Source organism: Helicobacter cetorum MIT 00-7128 (assembly GCF_000259255.1).
GTDB classification, from domain to species: Bacteria; Campylobacterota; Campylobacteria; order Campylobacterales; family Helicobacteraceae; genus Helicobacter; species Helicobacter cetorum_B.
The window spans coordinates 1,103,868-1,121,567 of record NC_017737.1 but is presented as its reverse complement, the minus strand read 5'-3'; the positions used below and the strand labels follow the sequence as shown (position 1 = coordinate 1,121,567).

At 34.1% G+C, this 17,700-nt stretch carries 17 protein-coding genes; 6 read left to right on the top strand and 11 right to left on the bottom strand.

The window, feature by feature from the left end; all coding sequences use genetic code 11:
* Positions 1-18 precede the first annotated feature (18 nt).
* Positions 19-777 (top strand): glutamate racemase, encoded by a 759-nt coding sequence (gene murI, locus HCW_RS05220; RefSeq protein WP_014661179.1) that lies wholly within the window; start codon positions 19-21, stop codon positions 775-777.
* A gap of 471 nt (positions 778-1,248) precedes the next feature.
* Here the strand turns inward: murI and HCW_RS05215 are convergent, their stop codons facing one another.
* Genes HCW_RS05215 through rplI form a run of 5 tightly spaced genes read right to left on the bottom strand, consistent with a single transcriptional unit; the run spans position 1,249 to position 5,527 of the window.
* Positions 1,249-2,250, bottom strand: coding sequence for a L,D-transpeptidase family protein (locus tag HCW_RS05215; protein WP_014661178.1), 1,002 nt, complete (start codon positions 2,248-2,250; stop codon positions 1,249-1,251).
* A 24-nt stretch (positions 2,251-2,274) separates the two neighbouring features.
* On the bottom strand, positions 2,275-3,180 hold the full coding sequence (gene era, locus HCW_RS05210; protein WP_014661177.1) for a GTPase Era: 906 nt from the start codon (positions 3,178-3,180) through the stop codon (positions 2,275-2,277).
* A gap of 20 nt (positions 3,181-3,200) precedes the next feature.
* Positions 3,201-4,532 (bottom strand): HslU--HslV peptidase ATPase subunit, encoded by a 1,332-nt coding sequence (gene hslU, locus HCW_RS05205; protein WP_014661176.1) that lies wholly within the window; start codon positions 4,530-4,532, stop codon positions 3,201-3,203.
* Complete coding sequence (gene hslV / locus HCW_RS05200; protein ID WP_014661175.1) at positions 4,532-5,074, bottom strand: ATP-dependent protease subunit HslV; 543 nt, start codon at positions 5,072-5,074, stop codon at positions 4,532-4,534. The genes hslU and hslV overlap by 1 nt, the downstream gene beginning before the upstream one ends.
* Positions 5,075-5,077: 3 nt before the next feature.
* Entirely contained in the window at positions 5,078-5,527 is a 450-nt protein-coding gene (rplI, locus tag HCW_RS05195; protein ID WP_014661174.1) for a 50S ribosomal protein L9, read from the bottom strand.
* Between the two features lie 77 nt (positions 5,528-5,604).
* On the opposite strand from rplI, the gene HCW_RS05190 reads away from it, so the two are divergent.
* Complete coding sequence (locus tag HCW_RS05190) at positions 5,605-6,225, top strand: M48 family metallopeptidase (RefSeq protein ID WP_014661173.1); 621 nt, start codon at positions 5,605-5,607, stop codon at positions 6,223-6,225.
* 5 nt (positions 6,226-6,230) lie between these two features.
* On the opposite strand, the gene HCW_RS05185 is transcribed toward HCW_RS05190, so the two are convergent.
* Genes HCW_RS05185 through HCW_RS05160 form a run of 6 tightly spaced genes read right to left on the bottom strand, consistent with a single transcriptional unit; the run spans position 6,231 to position 12,395 of the window.
* Entirely contained in the window at positions 6,231-7,646 is a 1,416-nt protein-coding gene (locus tag HCW_RS05185) for an LTA synthase family protein (RefSeq protein ID WP_014661172.1), read from the bottom strand.
* A complete protein-coding gene (locus HCW_RS05180) occupies positions 7,630-8,214 on the bottom strand; it encodes a hypothetical protein (RefSeq protein ID WP_014661171.1) in 585 nt (194 codons plus the stop codon). Before HCW_RS05180 ends, HCW_RS05185 begins: the two co-directional genes overlap by 17 nt.
* 36 nt (positions 8,215-8,250) lie before the next feature.
* Positions 8,251-9,318, bottom strand: coding sequence for a tetratricopeptide repeat protein (locus tag HCW_RS05175; protein WP_043902635.1), 1,068 nt, complete (start codon positions 9,316-9,318; stop codon positions 8,251-8,253).
* A gap of 24 nt (positions 9,319-9,342) precedes the next feature.
* Positions 9,343-10,548, bottom strand: coding sequence for a 2,3,4,5-tetrahydropyridine-2,6-carboxylate N-succinyltransferase (locus tag HCW_RS05170; protein WP_014661169.1), 1,206 nt, complete (start codon positions 10,546-10,548; stop codon positions 9,343-9,345).
* Positions 10,549-10,564: 16 nt separating this feature from the next.
* Positions 10,565-11,641: a flavodoxin-dependent (E)-4-hydroxy-3-methylbut-2-enyl-diphosphate synthase gene (gene ispG / locus HCW_RS05165; RefSeq protein ID WP_014661168.1), complete on the bottom strand. Its 1,077-nt coding sequence runs from the start codon at positions 11,639-11,641 to the stop codon at positions 10,565-10,567.
* Between the two features lie 31 nt (positions 11,642-11,672).
* Positions 11,673-12,395, bottom strand: coding sequence for an HpaA family protein (locus HCW_RS05160; RefSeq protein ID WP_014661167.1), 723 nt, complete (start codon positions 12,393-12,395; stop codon positions 11,673-11,675).
* Between the two features lie 206 nt (positions 12,396-12,601).
* Here HCW_RS05160 and HCW_RS05155 point away from each other — a divergent pair, with 206 nt between their 5' ends.
* From HCW_RS05155 to HCW_RS05140, 4 genes are read left to right on the top strand one after another with little or no spacing between them, the layout of a single operon-like run.
* Positions 12,602-13,729: a succinyldiaminopimelate transaminase gene (locus HCW_RS05155; protein WP_014661166.1), complete on the top strand. Its 1,128-nt coding sequence runs from the start codon at positions 12,602-12,604 to the stop codon at positions 13,727-13,729.
* The gene (murC, locus tag HCW_RS05150; protein WP_014661165.1) at positions 13,722-15,071 is read left to right on the top strand and encodes a UDP-N-acetylmuramate--L-alanine ligase; all 1,350 of its coding nucleotides are present in this window, start codon (positions 13,722-13,724) and stop codon (positions 15,069-15,071) included. Before HCW_RS05155 ends, murC begins: the two co-directional genes overlap by 8 nt.
* The gene (locus HCW_RS05145; protein ID WP_014661164.1) at positions 15,071-15,436 is read left to right on the top strand and encodes a hypothetical protein; all 366 of its coding nucleotides are present in this window, start codon (positions 15,071-15,073) and stop codon (positions 15,434-15,436) included. The genes murC and HCW_RS05145 overlap by 1 nt, the downstream gene beginning before the upstream one ends.
* Positions 15,433-17,679 (top strand): endonuclease MutS2, encoded by a 2,247-nt coding sequence (locus HCW_RS05140; RefSeq protein ID WP_014661163.1) that lies wholly within the window; start codon positions 15,433-15,435, stop codon positions 17,677-17,679. Before HCW_RS05145 ends, HCW_RS05140 begins: the two co-directional genes overlap by 4 nt.
* The last annotated feature ends 21 nt before the right edge of the window (positions 17,680-17,700 follow it).

Below are 17,700 nucleotides of genomic sequence, written 5' to 3'. Positions count from 1 at the left end.
GTTTTAGGGTATTTTTTAGTGAAAATAGGTGTTTTTGATAGTGGTATGGGGGGTTTAAGTGTCTTAAAGAGTCTTTTAAACGCTAACATGTTTGCTGAAATTATCTATTATGGCGATACCGCTAGAGTGCCTTATGGCACTAAAGACCCAAAAACTATCAAACAATTTGGCTTAGAGGCTTTAGAGTTTTTCAAGCCACACAAGATTGAATTATTGATTGTAGCATGCAACACAGCGAGCGCTTTAGCTTTAAAAGACATGCAAGAGCATTCAAAAATCCCTATTGTAGGTGTGATTGAGCCAAGTATTTTGGCCATCAAACAACAAATCAAAAATAAAAATGCCCCTATTTTAGTGCTAGGAACAAAGGCTACTATCCAATCTAATGCTTATGCAAACGCCCTTAACTTACAAGGCTATTCTAATATTTCTAATTTAGCCACTTCTCTTTTTGTGCCATTGATTGAAGAGGGAATTTTAGGGGGCGAGCTTTTAAAAAATTGCATGAAGTATTACTTCCATACTCTAACTACAGCCCCACAAGCGATTATTTTAGGTTGCACACACTTTCCTTTGATTGCCAATGAGATTACACACTATTTTACTGAACGCTTTAATCCCCCCCTACTCATTCATTCAGGTGATGCCATTGTGGAATATTTGCAACAACAATATGCTCTCAAAGAATGTTTATATAACCCCCCAAAGATAGAATTTTTTGCAAGCGGTGATGTCGCATGGCTAGAAAAACAAGCTAAAGATTGGCTGAAACTCTAGCTTTTTAAAAAATCCATAATAAGCCCTAAGCTCTCTTTTTAATAATACGATGAACATTAATACAACTAGATAGCCACTAAATAAACCATAAGATAAAAAGACGCTCAAAATCGCCTTAAACTAAAAACTTTAAAAAACATTGCATAGCTTGGCTACTTCGTTGGCTATCAAAAAGCATAAAACCCATTTTAACCTAAATAATCACTTCATCATATTAAGGGGGTTTTAAAAGCTCTTACCCCCAAAAAGCTATTTTTAAGGTATTGAATAGTTTTAAAACCCAATACTAGGTAGTCTTGCGCTCTTTGTTTTAAAATGACATTGACTTTTTTAAATCTTAGCTCAAGCACCCATAAGAGTATCAAGCACTTATCATACAACACAAACTCTTGGTGTTTAAGTTAAAAAAAAATATGATGTATTTTTAATCTTTTATCATCAATATTTGATTAAAATTATTGAAAATGCCTTTTATTTTTCTATTAAAATAGACATTTCATTATCTTTAACTTCTACATAAAGCTCTTTTCTTGCATTTGAAGTATAGGAAAGTTTGGCTTGCTGATATGCCTTGTAGTCTTGTTCAAATACCACATAAAACAAACGCTTATTTTCAGAATTGGGATAAGGCACAATGTTGATTGAAGAAAAGGAAATGCTTTTTTTCTCTTTTTTGGCAAAGACCCTTTTTTTGTATTCTCTAAAAGCACTCTTCTTCATGCCATCATAGCGAGTAAAATTTTTATTATAAAAACTCATATAACGCTCAAAATCTCCCTTAATCCAAGCCTCTTTCCATTGATAAAGTGCGCTTAAAATCGTAGCCAACTCTCCTTTGGAACTTGGCAAAAATTGATTTTCATAGACAATCAAAAGCGCCTTTTCGCCCCTTAATAAATTATCATAAGAGCTTAAAATCTGATTTTCAATCGCAATGCAACCCTTAGTATTTAGCTCATGCCTATCGCCATTTAAGGGCATTCCATGCACCCAAATCCCATGCCCTGTGCGCTTTTTAAGTGTATCGTATAAATTAGGATAATTAGTAACAAAGGCTAAAGGGCCATAATATTGGTCTAAATGTTGTAATTTTTGTGTAATGCGATATACCCCAATAGGCGTAGCTAAATCGCCCTCTACAATTTTATCGCCCTTTTTAGAGCCAACAAGGGCTTTAGAATCATTGATTTTTTCAAGCATATTATCTTGAATCTTATAGAAACTTAGGCTTGGCTTAGACTTATTGGCCACAAATAAAAAGCGCTTATTTTCATAATAGCCATAGTCTGTATCTTTATCTTTAAGTTCGTCCATCCAAAAAGACTTGTCTTTCATATAGGAATCTAACTTCTCGCCAACACTTTGCAACCCTTGTTTTTGATAAATGCTTAGAATTTCCAATAAGCGCTCATTAGCATGCATTGTATCCAAACTCCATGCACACGCCAGTAAAGCAAATAGCATTTTTTTCATCAGCAATCCTTTAACAAAATATGATTATTGTTTCTTGTGCGTATTGGCATAGCCAAGTTTTTGCAAACTTTTTTCCTCTTTGCTCCATGCTTTTTGCACTACAACCTGCAAATCTAAAAAAACTTTTTTATCGCCTAATTCTTGCATTTTTAATCGTGATTGAGTGCCAATTCGCTTGATATTAATCCCATTTTTGCCTATTACAATCTTTTTTTGACTTTCTTTTTCTACAATAATGTAAGCATAGACTTTATCTATGTGTTCTTCTTCAATAAATTTATCAATGATTACATCGCTTTCATAAGGAATTTCATCACTCAAAAACTTAAACAAGCTTTCTCGAATAGCCTCCTTATATAAATCACGCATTTTCTCATCACTCATCAAGTCTTTTTCATAAAGCCAAGGACTAGGCTCTAAATGCGTGCTAATACATTCTAAAAGCACATCTAAATTCCTAGACTTTTTAGCACTCAATGGCACAAGAGCTAAAAATTGAGACGCATAGGTTTGATAAGCTTGTAATTTTTCTAGCACTTGTTTTTCTGTTGCCATATCAATTTTGCTTAAAGCTACAATATGGGGTTTTTGACATAATTTTAAAAACTCTTCATACCCTTTTAAATCATCATGTACTGAGGCTAAAAATACGCATAATTCACAATCGCTCATTGCCTTTAGGGCTTCAGAGAGCATGTATTGATTAAGTAATTTTTCTTGATGGTGTAATCCCGGAGTATCCAAAAAGATAATTTGGCTTTGATAACCCTCTTTATCTTCATATGGCACAATGCACTTCATTAGCTTTCTTGTTGCATTGGCCTTATGTGAGACAAGCGCTAAATTGAGATTCAGTAAGGTGTTTAATAAAGTGCTTTTCCCTGCATTTGGCTTACCAACTAGAGCTACAAAACCTGCCTTTGTTTTCATAATCTTAAATCTTTATAGCTCTATAGAATATATTTAACTAAATCCACATCAGCGACTAAATTTTCTAATCTAGAATTAACTTGCTCTTTGGTGATAGTGATAGTTTGTCCAGCATAGTTTTCAGCCTCAAAACTAATATCTTCTAATACCTTTTCAATCGTAGTGTGTAATCTTCTAGCCCCTATGTCTTCACTATTTTGATTAGCATTATAAGAAAGCCTTGCTAACTCTTTAATCGCACTATCTTCAAAAATAATCTCTACATTCTCTACGCTTAAAAGAGCTTGATATTGTTTGATGATAGAAGTTTTAGTTTGGGTAAGAATTTTATACATGCTCTCTTCATCCAAACTCTCTAACTCCACTCTTAAAGGGAAACGCCCTTGTAATTCAGGGATTAAATCACTAGGTTTGCTTAAATGAAAAGCCCCTGCTGCAATAAATAGAATATGTTCTGTCTTAATAGAGCCATATTTGGTGCTTACCATACTTCCTTCTACAATAGGCAGTAAGTCTCTTTGAACACCTTCTTTACTTGGGTCTTGGCGTGCCCCATCTTTAGAGCCTACTGCAATTTTATCAATCTCATCAATAAAAATCACACCTGATTCTTGTGCACGCTTTAACCCCTCCGTTTTAATTGCCTCGCTATCTAAGAGCGTATCGCTTACTTCAGCCCTTAAAGCCTCTTTAGCCTCTTTAATGCTTAGAGTTTTTTTAATAGAATCTTGTTCTTTATGAAAAACTTTAATTAAATTTTCTTGCACTTTTAAGATTTCTGGAGGCACATTTGAATCAATTTCAAAGTTTTTCTTACGCACCTCAATTTCAATCTCTTGATTATCCAATTCACCCTTAGCAATCTTTTGTTTCATCTTTAGAAGACTATTAGTATATTCTTGCTTTTTTTCTTCACTCACACCACTAGGCAAAGGGGGTAAGAGTTTTTTAGCAATCTTTTCAATAACTGCCTCTTCAATTTTATCTTTGAGTTTTTCTTTATGTTCGTTTTCAACAAGCGCTATGCTATTACTCACTAAATCTCTTACCATAGATTCTACATCACGACCCACAAAGCCCACTTCAGTGTATTTGCTCGCCTCCACTTTCACAAAAGGGAGTTTCATAATTTTTGCCATTCTTCTTGCAATTTCAGTCTTACCCACACCAGTAGAACCAATCATTAAGATATTTTTTGGCGTGATTTCCTCTTGCAAAGACTTTTCAAGTTGCAAGCGTCTGTAACGATTTCTTAAAGCAATAGCAATAAACTTTTTTGCCTCTTTTTGTCCAATAATATATTCGTCCAAATAGGCAACAATTTCTTTGGGAGTCATATTTATTTTACCCATTAAAGCTCCAAAATTTTAATATTAGTGTTAGTGTAAATGCAGAGATTTCCTGCAATTTTTAAAGATTCTTCTACGAGCTTTTTTGGCTCTAAATGTGCAAAATTATCTAAGGCTCTAGCCGCACTTAGAGCATAATTACCCCCACTTCCAATAGCGGCAATCTTACCATCTTCAGCCTCCAAAACATCGCCTGTGCCACTTAGGATAAAAATATGCTCAAAATTTAGCACAATCATCATAGCCTCCAAACGACGCAAATATTTATCCTTACGCCATTCTTTGCTAAAATCCACCACGCTTTTAAATAAATCGCCTTTCTTGCTCTCTAAAATACGCTCAAACATATCAAACAAGCTAAAAGCATCAGCAGTGCTTCCAGCAAACCCGCTTAGAACTTGATTGTTGTATAAACTTCTAATCTTGGTCGCATTCGCTTTTACTATGCAATTACCTAAAGTAACTTGTCCATCACCTCCAATAATGGCATATTTCTTGCCATCAATCTCCCCTCTATAACCTAGAATCGTTGTTGCTTCAAACATTTTCTACTCAGCCATTACATCAATTTTAAACGCACCTACAATCCCAGCTCCAAGCTTAACTTCAATTTCATAAATTCCGGTGCTTTTGATAGGTTGTTTAAGCTCAAGGTCTTTTTTATCCAAGCTCAAACTCGCATGCTCTTTAAGCAAACGCTCTATAATTTCTTCTTTAGTAATTGCTCCAAATAATGAGCCATTTGCCCCAACTTTTTTAGAAATTTTAAGCGTAATGGTTTGCAAGGTTTCTACCATTTGCATTTTTTGAGCTTTTTCTAAAGCCTCTAACTCAGCCTTCTTCTTAACTTCAGCTTTATATTTATTAATCACTTCATTAGTGGCAAGCTTAGCCTTTTTATTAGCAATTAAAAAGTTATTTCCATAACCATCTTTAACCTCACAAACATCGCCGGCTTTTCCTAAATTTTTCACATTTTCTAATAATAATACTTTCATGCTACCCCTTTTGTAGGATATTAAAATCTTTTAAGTCTTGCAATTCTAACATAAACTTTAGTAAAATCGCTTTTATTATGTTAAACGATATTCCTATAACCATTCAAAAGAGCAAAAGAATCAAAACTCTAAGCTTAAGTGTAATGCCTAGTTTAGAAGTAATTTTAAAAATCCCCTACTCTTGCTCTCAAAAAATGGCAAACGATTTTTTAAAAAACCAAGAAACTTGGTTAAGAACTGCCTTTTTAGAGATGAAAACAAAGCAATACGCTCTTAATAATCGTCTCAATGCTCTTCAAAATCAAATTTTAGTTTTTAATCAAGAAGAAAGCCTATCAAAGCATTCTTTATTGAGTCTCAAAAAAGCTTTAAAAATTTATTTAGAGCAACAACTCCCCCTAATCGCTCAAAAAATGCAAACTTCTTACCAAGGTTTTAATATTAGAAATAATCATAGGGTTTTAGGAAGTTGCTCTTATAATAATCGCTTAAGCTTTGCGCTTTTGATTGTTTGTGCTAAAAAAGAAGAAATCAATTATGTGATTATCCATGAGCTTGCTCACACTATTCATAAAAACCATTCTAAAAATTTTTGGAATTTAGTGCGAGAGTTTTGCCCCAATTACCAAATATTAAGGGACAGCTTAAAACAAAATATGATTCTTTATTCTCAACTTATTAAACGCCTAAAAGCATGATAAAATTAAGGCGTCTTTTCAAAAAGTATAAACGAAAGAGCTCTAATCAAATTAAGCTTTTCTAAAGCCCTAGAAGCGTTAGTTTTGTTGCAAGACTTTTTAAACTCTTCTATGAGGTTATCACTAGCAACCATACAAGTATTAGCAACCACTTCATCACCTAGAGCAAAATCAAAAGGTTGCTTAAAAAATGAGCGTGCATAAAAGGGTGTTCCAAAGCTTTTATACTCAAAGTTATAAGGAGCACTCAATTCATAAATGGTTGGACTAATATCAATATGTGAGGCAACTTTTTTGAGATTATAGAGCTTAAAAGGAGAAAGAATAATAAGTGGCACACTAGAATGCTCTTTTAAGGGGTATTTGCTAGGATAGGAAAAGTTTCTATCAAAATGATCGCCCGTAATGATAAATAAGGCATTAGGATATTTTTGTCTAGCTTTTTGGATAAATTGACTCAAAATCTTATCATACCAATACGCATGGGCAAAAAATTGTGCTTGCTCTTTATTATTTTGAAAAAAGCGTTCTATTTTTTCAGTAGGCACATCAAAAGCTTTCAAATTAACATTGCGAGTAGGATGGTGAGATAAGCTCAAAATTAAATTAAAACTTTTTAAACTAGAATAAGTATTATCCAATATATAGTCAAAAAGAATGTTATCGTGTAATCCATAGTTGTTTTCTATGGGCTTAGGATAATAATTCTTTTTAGCATAATCAATCATAGAGGCATAGGAGTAAAAATGATTAAATCCTTGATTTTTTGCAAAATCACCCAAATTATGCCAATTAGATGAACCAGCATAGTAGAGATTAGTTGAAAATCCCAATTCTTGCATTTTAGGAGCAATACTTGTTACAAAAGTCTTTTTCCCTTGCAAAAAACTAGAGCGTGGCAAGGATACATTCTCAAAAGGGATTAACCCGCTCATAAGAGTGCTTAAAGTTTTTATTGTCATGCTTGCATTTTGCAAAAATAATTCCATTTTATAAGCATTTTCTTGTTTCAAAAGACTTTTTAATCCACTCATAAGTCCTATAGAATCAAATTCTTTATTAAAATAGTATTCGCTTAAAGATTCCGAAACAATGTAAAAAACATGCGAAATTTCTTTTTTGCCAACGCCTCGCACTTTATGGCTTAGATAAGTATCTAAGTCTTTAGTATTTAGCTCTTGATAAATTTCATCTAAACTCTTAGGGGTAAAATTTTTTAAAGTAAGTTTCTTGGAATTATCTTGACAAAGCTCTAAAAACACATACAAACTTGTTGGCGTAACAATCCTTAAAAAATTATTATCCACTAAACGCACCCTATGACTTAATGAACCCATTTTAAAACTAAAAGAAGAGGCAAACAAAAAGACTATATGAAGACCAAAAATAAGAATATATAAAATATTAAGAGTGGGTTTCACCCCCCCCCCCTATTTTGTGTGCCACAAAATAAGAAACTTTTGTCATTAGTCTTTCTTCAATTACTAAAATTTTAAGATAACTAAAATATACAATAGCCCCAATCAATATCAATGCAACCAAATAATACGCTAGATGAAACTCTAAAAATCCCATACTTAAAATGGTAGTAAAACTCTCATCTTTCAAAAGAAATAATTTTGCATTAAATGCGCTATGAAAGATAAAATAAAATCCAATATTAGAAAGACCAATTATTACGCATAGAATCAACAAGATTTGAGCAAGACTTCTTCTAAGAATGAGGGCATGTTTATTTTTTGAAATAGCAAGAATAAAACTCAATGGGAAATAAACACTCACTAAAAAGGCTGAACTTCTTGCATCATATTTTAAGCCATTCAATAAAGTCAGCAAAAAATCCGAGCTACTAAAAGAAATTTGCTCCATAAAAACACCATACAGAACAAACAAAATACGCAAAAAGCCAAACAATACCAACAAACTAAAAGAAAAAATAAAAGTATTAGTAATGCAACGATTAAGGATTGTTAAAATGGAAGAAAACACAAAACCCCCTCAACTTTTCAAAAAATTATATTTATATTATGGCATATCATAAGAATTAGAGGGCATAAACAAACGACCATAATTAGGATTTAAGCGTAGTAGTCGCTCTTTAAAATTCCCATAATTATTACACCCTGATTCCAATCCATTATCACACACATATGAAAACAAATCTAAAGCCCTTTGGTCATCTTGAGGCACGCCTAAGCCCCTTTGATACAAGACACCCAAATTATTACAACTCCCTAAAACCCCCCCATCACATGCGATTTGAAAATATTTAGCCGCATAGTGGTTATTCACTGGGGCTCCCAAAGCTCCATTAGCATAAATCCAGCCCAAATTCGCACACCCCATCATATCCCCCGCATTACAAGCTAGGTAATTCAAGTCTACTTGATTAAGTTGTGCTTTATCAATACCATAAATATTATTCACATTAGACATTAAGCCTAAGTTATAGCACCCCATATCATTCCCATTTTCGCATGAAAATTTATAATAACCCATTGCCTTATAATAATCTTTTTGAACCCCACTCCCATTAGCATACATCCAACCTAGATTATTACAAGCAACCATATCCCCTCCTTGACAAGCTACCGCATAAAGTTGGAGCGCACTTTCCTTATCACTTAGAGTAGGATTCTTCTTATTTTCATACATTTGAGCTAAATTCGCACAAGCAGTCGCATCACCCCCACTACAACCCATTTCATAATAGCGAGCAGCCTTAAGCCTATTGACTTGTATACCTACTCCATTCATATACATCGCCCCAACCGCAAAACAACCCGGAGCATTACCCTCATCACACGATTGGCTAAAGAGTTTGAATGCTCCTTGATAATCCCCCTTTTTGGCTAAATCAATGCCTGCAGAAAGCTTGGTCTCAGCGTTTTCGGGCGAACCTAGTTTGTCTAATAAATTAGAATTTTCTTTAGGATTGATTTGAGCGTTAGGGCTTGGCACACCCTTAGTATTAGTGGGATTAAGTTCAGGGGGCGTGTTTTGCTTAGGTAGAGTTTGAGCGTTAGGAGTTTCTTCAGCCCCACTAAGCCCTACAGCTAACAAAACAACCAACAACAAGCCTTTTTTCATCATAACAATCCCTTTTTTTTATGGTATTTAATGCAACGATTGATTAAGAGTAATCTTTTTCACACTTCTAAAAGCAATGAGCTTGCCATTTTGGCTATTCAAGCGAAAATGCATGCCATTTTTTCCTGAAAGCTCTTTGCCCTTATAAAGATTATTGGCATGTTTTTCTAAATTGCTATTAACCTCAACAAGCTTTTTAAACTCATTTTCTTCAATTTCTATGATACTTCCAGCTAGTATGGCAATACCTGCATCAATAATACAGCCATCGCCTAGGCTAATACCTGTAACACTATTAGCCCCTAGCAAACAATTTTTTCCAATGCTAATGGGATTGTTATTCCCCCCACTTAAAACGCCTAAAACGCTCGCTCCCCCACCAATATCAGTGCCTTCGCCAACAACTACTGATGAAGAGATACGCCCTTCATTCATACACACTCCCATTGCACCCGCATTGAAATTCACATAACTAGCCCCGGGCATTTGGGTATAACCCCCTGTTCCTAAATACGCTCCAAAGCGAGTTTTAGAGCTATCTAGTAAGCGGATATTATCAAACTCAGGAATCACTTGCATGAGATAGCGTGGGAATTTATCCACAAAATCAATGCTAGGAAAATTATTTCGCATTTTTAGAGCTATTTCATTCTCTCTAAGCCATTCTAATTCATAAGGCTTGTTACCACTCCAAGCCACATTAGAAAGTTGAGAAAAAATACCATCTAAATTCAAACTTCTCAAAGGGGCTTTACCTAAAGATAGGGCTAAGAGTTTCATATACGCACTCTCTACGCTCTCACAAGGCTTATCTTCATAGATAATAACCAAACGATAGAGATACTCTCCACTACTATTTTTCAAACGATTTTCTTCTAAGGCTTTTTGAAGTTCTAAGACAACTTGAATGTTTTTATGAGCTGTCTTACTGGAATAAGCTTCATTCAAAAAAGGCGTATAAAATTCTAGTGCTTTTAAAACAAAACTCTCATCTATCTCTACTACGCATTCACTCGTGCTCTCTAAAATCACTCTTTCTTTAGAAAATGAATTGCAAAACACCGCATAAGAGCCTAGATTTTCATTTTTCCAATTGAGTATCGGATAAGTCGCACATAAAATCTTTTTTGAAATAGGGGCAATATCCACTCTTGCAATGCCAAAGCCTAAAGGCTCTTTATAGTTACTAGATTGCTGGTAATTACTCACAAAATTTTTGAATTTATTGGTCATACCTATCCTTTCCTGTTTAACTTAAACTTCTTTCTCTTTCTTTAGCTAAATTTTCCACTTCTATTACGAAAGTTTCAAACAAATCCTTTTCAGCTAATTTGTGAATGACTTTTCCCTCTTTAATAATCAAACCACTACGATTTCCAAATGCAATCGCCATGTCTGCATGTTTAGCTTCGCCTAGGGCATTGACTACACAGCCCATCACACTAATATCTAAAGGGGTTTTAATATGGCTTAGGCGTTTTTCTACCTTGCTTGCCATATCTACTAAATTCGCTTCAATTCTCCCACAAGTAGGACAAGATATTAAATTAATCCCTTCTTTCAAACGCCCACTATGGCGTAAAATCGCTCTAGCCACTTTGATTTCATTTTCTAACTCACCTGTGATAGATACTCGCATGGTATCTCCAATGCCTTCCATTAAAAGCCCCCCCAAAGCCATTGCACTCTTTATGCTTGAGCTAAAGAGATTACCAGCTTCTGTAACACCTAAATGAAAAGGATAATTCACTAATGGGCGTAGCATTCTATAAGCTTGCATGGTGCGTTCAACATCACTTGCTTTTAAAGAAATCTTAAAATTGGTAAAATCAAAGTCTTCTAAGAGCTTTGCGTTATACAAAGCGCTTTCTACCATACCTTTTGGAGTCGCCCCATATTTTTGGTCAAATTGCTTTTCCAAACTTCCGGCATTCACGCCAATTCTTATAGGAATATTTTTTTCTTTGCACGCATCAACTACCGCTTTAATCTTGTCTTTAGAGCCGATGTTTCCAGGATTAATTCTAATAGCATCTACACTTTCACTTGCAATCAAAGCGAATTTATAATGGAAATGAATATCCGCAATTAAGGGTAAAGGAGACACTTTTTTTAATTCTTTTAAAGCTAGTGCGTCCTTTTCATTACTCACCGCCACTCTTACTAAATCAGCCCCAGCGAGTTTGAGCCTATCAATTTGATTTTTAGTGCTTTTGATATCAGCGGTTTTGCTAAAGGTCATGCTTTGCACACTTATGGGGGCATCACCCCCTATAGCAACATTACCAATAAAAATTTGCTTGGTCTTAACTCTGTTTTCTAGCATTAAATCTTCTCTTTTTTAGTGTTAATTATACCTAAAGGTGTTTGATTTTTTCTTTATTGCTAGAAGGCTTAGTAAGAGTAATTAAAGTTTGTTGGTCTAATCTTTCCTCTAAGCTTTGCATAATAAAATGATAAATTTGGCTAAGCGCTTGCTTAATATTGGCATTATTATCAGCATCTTCTTTTCCTCTAACATACGCATAAGTTTCAATGCTATCATCAAGTTTTGGCATAAATACTTTAGTTTCTATAGGCACAGCTAAAGTTCCTAATTTTTCTTGATTATGATTAAAATCTAACAAGATAGACCCCTTGGCAAGCAAAATAAAGCTCTTATTGGCATTCTCTTCTTGCATAAATCCTACTTGCTTAAAATCCAATTTTAAATGCGCTTGAATTTTGAGCTTTAAAAAGGGAGATTCTTTTGGCACATTTAATTTTGCAAAAAGAGTCTTAAATGTCCTATGGGGCTTTTTTAGAACTTCATAACCTTGGTTTTTTAAAATTTTTTGAACGCCCTTTTTTAATGCTAGAGCATATTGCTTGGAATAGTAAGGGCTAATTTTTGAATCTTTGAAACTAAATTCAATAGGCGCTAATGCAATACTAGGATTATGAGCTAAAGATTTTTTATTTTGAAGAGTGTAATTTAAATCTAAATTAGGGGGCGCAAACATGCCTTGATGACTCAAACAACCATAAAATTGTGTCATCACAACACCAAGCAATAACCCCATTTTGATTCCAAATAACACCTTAATTCCTTTTTTATATTTTTTTTAGCTATAAAACACAAGTTAAATCAAAAGCCATTCTATCTAAAATTATCTGCATTACATTATTTTAAACCAAATTTAAATCCATAACTTTTTTAATCATCTCTCTTTTTAAGTAAAAGTATTCTATAATCGCTAAAAAGTTTTTAAAAAACACTTTATTTTTCTTGGAATTAAAACACATCATGACATTTGAACCTTATCCTTTTGAACGATTAAGAGCCTTGTTTAAAGATATTACGCCTTTAAAAAAAGGGCTAGATTTAGGCATAGGCGAGCCACGATTTGAGACACCTAAATTCATTCAAGACACTCTAAAAGAACACGCTAATTCGCTTAATATCTATCCTAAAAGCGCGTTTGAAGAGAGCTTGAGAAGGGCTCAAAGAAGTTTTTTCAAACGCCGTTTCAATATAGAATTAAAAGAAAATGAATTAGTCTCTACGCTGGGTTCTAGGGAAGTGCTCTTTAATTTTCCTAGTTTTGTTTTATTCAATCATAAAAACCCTACGATTGCCTACCCTAATCCCTTTTATCAAATCTATGAAGGGGCAAGCAAATTTATTAAAGCAAAAAGCATTTTAATGCCTTTAACTAAAGAAAATAATTTTACTCCAAGCTTGAATGAAAAAGAGTTAGAAGAAGTCAATCTAGTCGTTTTAAATTCCCCTAATAATCCAACCGGAAGAACCCTTTCTTTAGAAGAGTTAATCGCTTGGGTCAAACTCGCCTTAAAATATGATTTTATTTTAATCAATGATGAATGTTATAGTGAAATCTATGAAGATGTGCCCCCCCCTTCGCTTTTAGAAGCTTCTATCCTTGCTAATAATAAAGAATTTAAAAATGTTTTGGTTGTCCATTCACTCTCCAAACGCTCTAGTGCTCCGGGTCTTAGAAGTGGCTTTATTGCAGGAGATAGCCATATCTTAGAAAAATACAAATCTTTTCGCACCTATTTAGGTTATACAAGCGCTAATGCAATCCAAAAGGCTAGTGAAGTCGCTTGGCTAGATGAAGAGCATGCAAAAATTTTGCGCAACATTTATGCCAACAATCTTAAACTAGCACGAAAAATTTTTAAAGACACACTCATTTATCCTAATAGCTTTTATGTGTATTTAGCGGTTAAAAATGGCGAAAGTTTTGCCAAAATGCTTTATCAAAACGAAGGCATTACAACCTTACCAGCCTTGTATTTAGGGCGTAATCATATCGGCACTGATTATGTGCGTTTAGCCCTTGTCTATGACACCCCCCTTTTAGAAAAGCCTTTAGAGATAATAGAAACTTATAGAGAAAATCATGCTTGAAACCCCAAAAGTTTTATTAAAAAACCTACAAAATTGTAAAATCCACTTTATCGGCATAGGGGGCATTGGCATTTCAGGTTTAGCCAAATATCTTAAGGCTCAAGGTGCTAAAATTAGTGGCTCTGATATTGCTAGTAGCCCCAGCGTAAAGGCTTTAAGAGCCTTAGGGGTAGAGATTAATATCCCGCATAATCCAAATGCCTTAAAAGAACAAGATGTTGTGATTCATTCAGCCATTATCAAAGAAGACAATATAGAAATCCAAAGAGCTAAAGAATTAGAAATCCCTATTTTATCTCGTAAAGACGCTTTATATTCTATCCTTAAAGACAAGCGAGTTTTTAGCGTATGCGGTGCTCATGGTAAGAGTAGTATCACTGCCATGCTTAGTGCCATTTGTCCCACTTTTGGAGCCATTATTGGAGCGCATTCTAAAGAGTTTGGTTCTAATGTGCGAGAGAGTGCGAATAATAGCTTGGTTTTTGAAGCGGATGAAAGCGATTCAAGTTTCTTGTTTTCTAACCCCTATTGCGCGATTGTGCCAAATACCGAGCCAGAACATTTAGAGCATTATAACCACGATTTAGAGCGTTTTTTCTTCGCTTATGAATATTTTTTAGACCACGCTAAAAAAAGAGTAATCTACAAAGAAGACCCCTTTTTAAAAAGCTATTCTAAAAACGCCATAGTTTTAGAAAAAAAAGACATTAAAAATATTCAATATATTTTAAAAGATGATGAGCCTTATACTTCATTTGAGTTAAAAAACTTGGGGACTTTTCTTGTATGGGGACTAGGCGAACATAACGCTACTAATGCGAGTTTAGCGATTTTAAGCGCATTAGATGAATTAAATTTAGAAGAAATTAGAAGTAATCTATTAAATTTCAAAGGCATCAAAAAACGCTTTGATATTCTGCAAAAAGGCGCATTAACTCTCATTGATGATTATGCCCACCACCCTACAGAAATAAGTGCGACTTTAAAAAGCGCTTCAATCTATGCGAATTTGTTAAACACACAGGAAAAAATTATAGTCATTTGGCAAGCACACAAATACTCTCGCTTAATGGATAATTTAGAAGAGTTTAAAAAATGTTTTTTAGAACATTGCTCCAGATTGATTATTTTACCTATTTATAGCGCGAGCGAAACTAAGCGAGAAATTGATTTAAAAGAGCATTTTAAACACTATAACCCTACCTTTATAGATAGAGTGCGTAAAAAGGGAGATTTTTTAGAGCTTTTAGTCAATGATGAGGTACTAGAAACTATCAAAAAAGGCTTTGTTATAGGCTTTGGAGCGGGGGATATTACCTATCAATTAAGGGGTGAAATGTAATGGGTGTGGCTGTTGTTTTATTATTAACGCTGTCTTTATTGTTCTTAGTTTTAAAAGATTTTGGTTTGATTAGCCCTAAACAAAAAATTTTAGCTTTTTTAATCGTAGGTATTATAGGTGTAGGTATAGGTGCTTATACTTATAAGCAAAACAAACAAAATAAGCGAGAAATCGCTTTGCAAAGAGCGTTTTTAAGGGGAGAAACCTTGCTATGCAAAGATATTAAGGTAAATAAAAAGACTTTTAATTTAGTGAGTGGAACTTTAAGCTTTTTAGGGAAAAAACAATCGCCTATGCAAGATGTTTTTGTGGATTTAGACTCTTGTCATTTATTGACTAACGACCCCTTGATACAACCCCAATGAATACTTCACAAAAACCCCTAGAAGAAAGCCTAGATTTAAAAGAGTTTCTCGCTCTTTTTAAAACTTTTTTTGCAAAAGAAAGTGGTATTACTTTAGAAAATGATTTGAAACAAGCTTTCACTTACTTAAATGAAGTGGATACGATTGGCTTACCTACCCCAAAAAGTGTGAGAGAGAGTGAGCTTATTTTTGTCAAACTCGCTAAGTTTGGCACACTCCATTTAGATGAAATTGATGAGATTGTCAAAAGATTGCGCTACATCGTCATTCTAAAAAATACTTTTAAAAATTTCACGCATTTAAAATTTTATGAACGCCTTAACGCTATTATTCTACCCGCTTTTTTTGATGATTTAATGCACATGCTTGATGATGAAGGCAGAATTAAAGAAGGGGCTAATGCCACGCTAGATGCTTTAAATGAGAGCTTAAATCGCCTTAAAAAAGAGAGTGCAAAAATCATTCAAAATTACGCCCATTCTAAAGAGCTTGCCCCTTATTTAGTGGATACTCAAAGCCACCTTAAGCATGGCTATGAATGCCTTTTATTAAAGAGTGGGTTTTCTAGTGCGATTAAAGGCGTTGTGCTAGAAAGAAGTAGCAATGGTTATTTTTATCTCTTGCCTGAAAACGCTCAAAAAATCACGCAAAAAATCACGCAAGTTCATAACGAAATAGAAAGTTGCACCCTTGAAATTTGTCAAACTTTAAGTAATAGCCTACAAAAACACCTTTTATTTTTAAAATTCATTTTCAAAGAATTTGACTTTTTAGATAGCTTACAAGCTCGGCTAAATTTTGCTAAAGAATATAATTTAGAATTTGTCATGCCAAGTTTTACGCAAAAAAAATTGATTTTAGAAAACTTTTCACACCCCATTCTAAAAGAGCCAAAGCCCCTAAACTTGAAGTTTGAAAAATCCATGCTCGCTGTAACAGGCGTGAATGCTGGCGGAAAAACCATGCTTTTAAAATCGCTTTTAAGCGCGGCTTTTTTAAGCAAGTATCTCATTCCTATGAAAATTAATGCTAACAAGTCTGTTATCCCTTATTTTAAAGAAATTCACGCCATTATTAATGACCCCCAAAATAGTGCGAACAATATCTCTACTTTTGCTGGCAGAATGAAGCAATTTAGCACTCTTTTATCCCAAGAGAACATGCTCTTAGGCGTTGATGAAATTGAGCTAGGAACCGATGCTGATGAAGCAAGCAGTTTGTATAAAACCTTGCTAGAAAAGTTGCTCAAACAAAACAATAAAATCATTATTACCACACACCACAAACGCCTAAGCGTTTTAATGGCAGAGAATAAAGAAGTGGAATTACTAGCCGCTCTTTATGATGAAGAAAAAGAACGCCCCACTTACACCTTTTTGAAAGGTGTTATAGGCAAAAGCTATGCGTTTGAAACAGCTCTTCGCTATGGTGTGCCACACTTTTTAATTAAAGATGCTAAGGCATTTTATGGCGAAGATAAAGAAAGATTAAATGTTTTGATTGAAAATTCAAGCACATTAGAAAGAGAGCTGAAACAAAAAAATGAGAGCTTAGAGAACGCCTTAAAAGAGCAAGAAAATCTGAAAAACGCATGGCTTTTAGAAGTTGAAAAACAAAAAGAAATGTTTCAAAAGAAAAAACTTGAATTAGAAAAATCCTATCAACAAGCCTTAAATTTATTAAAAAGTGAAGTCGCTTTAAAAAATACCAGCTCTATGCATAAAGAAATCCAAAAAGCTAACGAGATTTTAAACCAGCATAAGAAGAGCTTTGAAAAAGAAAAAAATATAACGAGTTTTCAAGTGCATGAAAAAGCACGCTATAAAAATGAAAGCGTGCTCATTATTCAAACGCTAGATAAAGGCTATTACTCCATAGAAACAGAGCTTGGCATGCGTTTGAAAGTGCATGGAAGTTTATTAAAAAAAATTCAAAAACCCCAAAATAAGATTAAGCAAAACAAGATTAAACCAACCCCAACGATTATTCCTAAGCCCAAAGAGGCGAGCTTACGCATTGATTTAAGGGGACAACGCACTGAAGAAGCTTTGGATTTACTAGACGCCTTTTTAAATAACGCTCTTTTAGGGGGCTTTGAAGAAGTGCTAATCTGTCATGGTAAAGGAAGTGGGATTTTAGAAAAATTTGTGAAAGAATTTTTGAAAAAACACCCCAAGGTTAGTAGCTTTAGCGATGCCCCTATAAATTTAGGCGGTAGTGGGGTTAAAATCGTTAAATTATGACTAATTTTAAGATTAAATTTT